The organism is Streptomyces sp., assembly GCF_019510245.1.
Lineage (GTDB): Bacteria > Actinomycetota > Actinomycetes > Streptomycetales > Streptomycetaceae > Streptomyces.
The window spans coordinates 1-4,072 of record NZ_JAEKKT010000007.1; the positions used below are offsets into that span (position 1 = coordinate 1).

The window sequence follows — 4,072 nt, forward strand, 5'->3', positions numbered from 1 at the left end:
TCACCGCGAAGGCTGCCGCGGCCGACCCCGCCGACTGCCAGTGTCCGCGCCATCCGGCGCGCCCTGTGCCGAAGGTGAAGCGTGCGTGGAGTTCCGTGCCGAGGGCCGTGGAGGCGACGGTGATCACCGCGTTCGCCGCAGCCCAGGGCATCAGCCCGGCGAGTCCCGCCACCGCGGCACTGGAAGCGACCCCGACACCGCCGCCGAAGAGGACGAACCGGGCGAAGGAGGCGAGAGGGCCCGGGGTGCCGGGGGCGCGCAGCGTACCGGTCTTCGTGCGCTCCACCTGCAGCGCCTCGTCTACCATCCCCGGCTTCAGCTTCGGCGAGACCAGCGACTTCATGGGAAGTCCCTTTCGGGGAGAGGGTTGCGGCAAGCGCTCATGGGTTTTGTAGTACGACCATAAGACAATAAGCAGCGAGTCGACTCGCGAGCAAGGGTCTGGCGGGATTTGGATTATGACCGTACTCACATGAGTCCGGCCGTCATCCTTCCTGTGCCGCACCCCCCGGTTCTCGGATTGCCGGACGCGAGCACTTGCCATCAGCCGACGACGACTCTATGGTCGTATGAACGTAATACATACGGCCGTAATTCAAAGGAGATCGTGATGACGACAACTCAGCCGGTGGCGCTCGTGACAGGTGCCTCGTCAGGGATCGGCAAGGAGACGGCCCGCGCCTTCGTCGCGGCGGGCTTCGAGGTGATCGGAACCGGACGCAAGACCTCCGGGCTCACCCCGCCCGCCGGGGTGACGTACCTAGACCTCGACGTCGGAAGTGACGACTCGGCCACCGCCGCGGTCGCAGAGGTGATCGACCGGTTCGGACGCATCGACGTCCTGGTCAACAACGCGGGCATCGGTGCGGCGGGCGCTGTCGAGGAGAACTCCGTCGCCCAGGCCCAGAGCGTCCTGAACATCAACGTCCTCGGTGTCATCCGTATGACGAAGGCCGTGCTGCCGCACATGCGTGCCCAGGGCGGCGGACGCGTCATCAACATCTCGTCCGTTCTGGGGGTCGCGCCCCAGCCCTTCATGGCCCTCTACGTCGCGTCGAAGCACGCCCTCGAGGGGTACTCCGAGTCGCTGGACCACGAGGTCCGCGAGCACGGCATCCGTGTCCTGCTCGTCCAGCCCGCCTACACCAAGACCAGCTTCGACACCAACGCCGCGCAGCCCGACACCCCGCTGCCGCTGTACGCGGAGCGACGCCGCGTCTTCGACGAGGTGGTCGCGGAGGCGATGAAGGCGGGGGACGACCCCGCCGTCGTCGCCAAAACGATCGTCACCGCGGCCACCGACAAGAAGCCGAAGCTGCGCTACACCGCCGGCCCGCTGGCCTCCCGCGTCACCAAGGCGCGCCGCCTCGTTCCCGCCGGAGCGTTCGACAAGCAGATCCGCAAGAACAACCGCATGCCCGCCTGACATCCAAGAGCGACGGCTTCGCCGCCCGCCCGTCCCCCTGCCGGCTCCCTCCCGCACGGTCGTCGTGCCGCAGGTGCGTCGGAGCCGTGGTGGGCCCGGGCGCCCGGGCCGGCGCCGCGCACACGACAACGTCTCGCCCCAGGCCCCTGTCCCGGTCGACCGGGTGTGTCAGGTGCCTGGGGCGAGACTGCCGGATGCCTCAGCGCGTGGCGGTACCGGCTGCGGTCCTGGTCACGAGCGCCGTGTGCGGCGGCTTCCGTAGAGGGCGGCCGCGCCGAGGGCGATCACCGTGGCCGCGCCGCCGGCTATCAGGCCGACGGGCGCGTTCGAACCGGTCTCGGCCAGCGGCGGGGTGCTGTCGCTGGGCGAGGGCGCCGGGGAGGTCGGGGGCGTCGACTCCAGCGGAGGGACGTCCGGGGTGGTGGGCGGAGTGGAGGAGCTGGGAGGCGGGGTCGTGGCCGTGGCGGGCGGAGTCGTTTCGTCCGCCGGCGGCTGGCTGGCGGGCGGGCTGCTCGGGCTGCTCGGGCTGTCCGGTGTGGAGGGGGAGGCCGGGGGAGTGGGGGAGTTCGGCTGTTCGGGGGTGCACGACTTGTCGCCGCCGTTCCACGCCGCGATCAGGTGGTAGGGCGTGACGACGTTGTCGGGCTGGTAGGGCGCGGGTCCGTGACCCTCGCCCGACCCGCCGTCGTAGATGACGTCGTCGCCGTACAGGTCGATCTGCCCGTAGCAGTCCGGCGTCTTCACCGTGAGCTTCTGCCAGGTCCGCTTGGCGTCGTCGGCGCCGGGGAGGTCGTCGGCACCGAGATAGACCGTGGCGTGGTCGACGAGGGTCTGGAGACCGGAGGTGTACCAGTTGGGTCCCTCGGTGGTGTATTCGGCCAGTGAGACCGGGTACTTGCAGCCCTTGCCGACCGTCTGACCCGGAGCCAGTCGCACCTCGACGGTGCCGGGGGCGGAGGACCACTGGTGGAAGCCGCCCTGAGAGGTCCAGTCGGCGTCGACCGGCTTTCCGGCGGCGTCGACGAAGCGGTACTGGACCGTGGCCGTCTGGCAGCCGCCCGCGGGTGTGGCACTGGCGGCAGCGGCCCCGAACAGGGGAGTGGCAGTGGCGATGAAGGCGGTTGCGGCCACAGCGGCCGACGTTCTGGAGCGTGAAAGGCGCGTCAAGATATGTCCTGGCGGATTCGTGAGTGTGGGAGGTGGCAGGACGCGAGCAGCTGCGGCAGGCGGAGAGTGGGAATACAACCCGTGTCTGAGCCACTCGCGTCACTTCGCTCGCTTCAGTGACAGCGAGCGAGCCGCATTCTTGTCGCTCTTCACAAGTCCCGTCAATCTTTCACCAGTTCGGCACAGGCAGGCGTCCTGGCTTGCGAGTTCTGCCCTGGTATCCGCAGGCGGCGACGACAGAATGCGGATACGTTCAGGAAGTGTCCGACGTGAGTGGCGGGGACCAACCGATGTCGCCCTCGATCATGCGGCGAGCGAATTTCTGTCCTCGGCGATGAACTCGGCGTGCCCCACGGCACGTTCGCCGCGGAAGTCGTTCCCGGCGCGTTCGTCGTCCGATCCGTCGGCGTCGTAGTCGATCACAGTCGTAACGTAGTACAGCGTGACGCGACCACCCGTCGAGGGCCCTCGGAACCGGCGGTTGCCGGGGCCGAGCGGGGTACGACATCGATGGGACGAGCCGCCTTCGGAGGAGATGAACGGTTGAGAATCGTCGTGACAGGTGCGGCCGGGTTCCTCGGACGGTTACTGGTCGGCGCGTTGCTGCGGACGGGCGCCTTCGGCGGTGTGCCGATCGGGCGTCTGGTGCTGGTCGACCGTGTGGCCTGGCCCGACGACTCGCAAGGTGCCGGGGCGCCGGTCCAGTTGGTGCACGGGGAACTGCTCGAGCACCTGGACACGGTCTTCGCCGAGCCGGTGGACGTGCTGTTCCATCTCGCCGCCGCGGTATCGGCCGAGTGCGAGGCGGACTTCGATCTCGGGATGCGCGCCAACGTGGACGCCACGCGCGCGCTGCTGGAGGCGGCGCGGGCGCAGTCCCGGTCGGGCGGGCCGGTGGTGCGGATGCTGTTCGCCAGCAGTGTCGCCGTCTACGGCTCCCACCCCGGCCTCCCGCTGCCACCGGCGGTCAGCGAGACGACGCTGCCGGTCCCGCGATCGAGTTACGGCACCCAGAAGCTGATGTGCGAACAGCTGATCGCGGACTGCACCCGCCGCGGCTTCATCGACGGGCGTGTCGTGCGGCTCATGACGGTGGCGGTACGGCCTGGCAGGCCCAACGCGGCCGCTTCCGGCTTCCTGTCCGGCATCGTGCGCGAGCCGCTCGCGGGCCTGCCCGCCCATTGTCCGGTGGATCCCGGCCTGAAGGTGGCCCTGTCCTCACCTCGGCGCACGGTGGCGGGAATCCTCCGCGTCGCCGAGGCGGAACGCGGCACCGGACCGGGGCGCCTGGACGGCCCGCTGCCGGTCAACCTGCCCGCACTGACCGTCTCGGTCGCCGACATGCTCGCGACCCTGCGGCACGTGGCCGGTGACGCCGTGGCCGACCGGGTCACCGTCGCCCCCGACCCGGCGGTCGAAGCGATCGTCGGCTCATGGCCGGCCGTGTTCGACCACCAACGCGCCGCCGCACTGGGCCTC

The 4,072-nt window shown here is 69.9% G+C and carries 3 protein-coding genes and 1 pseudogene; 2 read left to right on the forward strand and 2 right to left on the reverse strand.

Annotated elements, in window-relative coordinates; all coding sequences use genetic code 11:
- Window positions 1–307, reverse strand: a pseudogene (locus JF597_RS00145) (hypothetical protein); the annotation flags it as partial.
- 303 nt (window positions 308–610) lie between these two features.
- Between JF597_RS00145 and JF597_RS00150 the strand changes: the two are divergent.
- Window positions 611–1,426, forward strand: coding sequence for an oxidoreductase (locus JF597_RS00150; protein WP_293986471.1), 816 nt, complete (start codon window positions 611–613; stop codon window positions 1,424–1,426).
- A gap of 231 nt (window positions 1,427–1,657) precedes the next feature.
- On the opposite strand, the gene JF597_RS00155 is transcribed toward JF597_RS00150, so the two are convergent.
- Window positions 1,658–2,557: a hypothetical protein gene (locus JF597_RS00155; protein ID WP_293986473.1), complete on the reverse strand. Its 900-nt coding sequence runs from the start codon at window positions 2,555–2,557 to the stop codon at window positions 1,658–1,660.
- Window positions 2,558–3,136: 579 nt separating this feature from the next.
- On the opposite strand from JF597_RS00155, the gene JF597_RS00160 reads away from it, so the two are divergent.
- Window positions 3,137–4,072, forward strand: a 936-nt coding sequence (locus tag JF597_RS00160) for an NAD-dependent epimerase/dehydratase family protein (protein ID WP_293986475.1), incomplete at its 3' end; no start/stop codon positions are given.

Bases quoted from the DNA above. Each gene is read 5' to 3' on its own strand.
- JF597_RS00150 (WP_293986471.1), top strand. From the start codon at position 611: ATGACGACAACTCAGCCGGTGGCGCTCGTGACAGGTGCCTCGTCAGGG.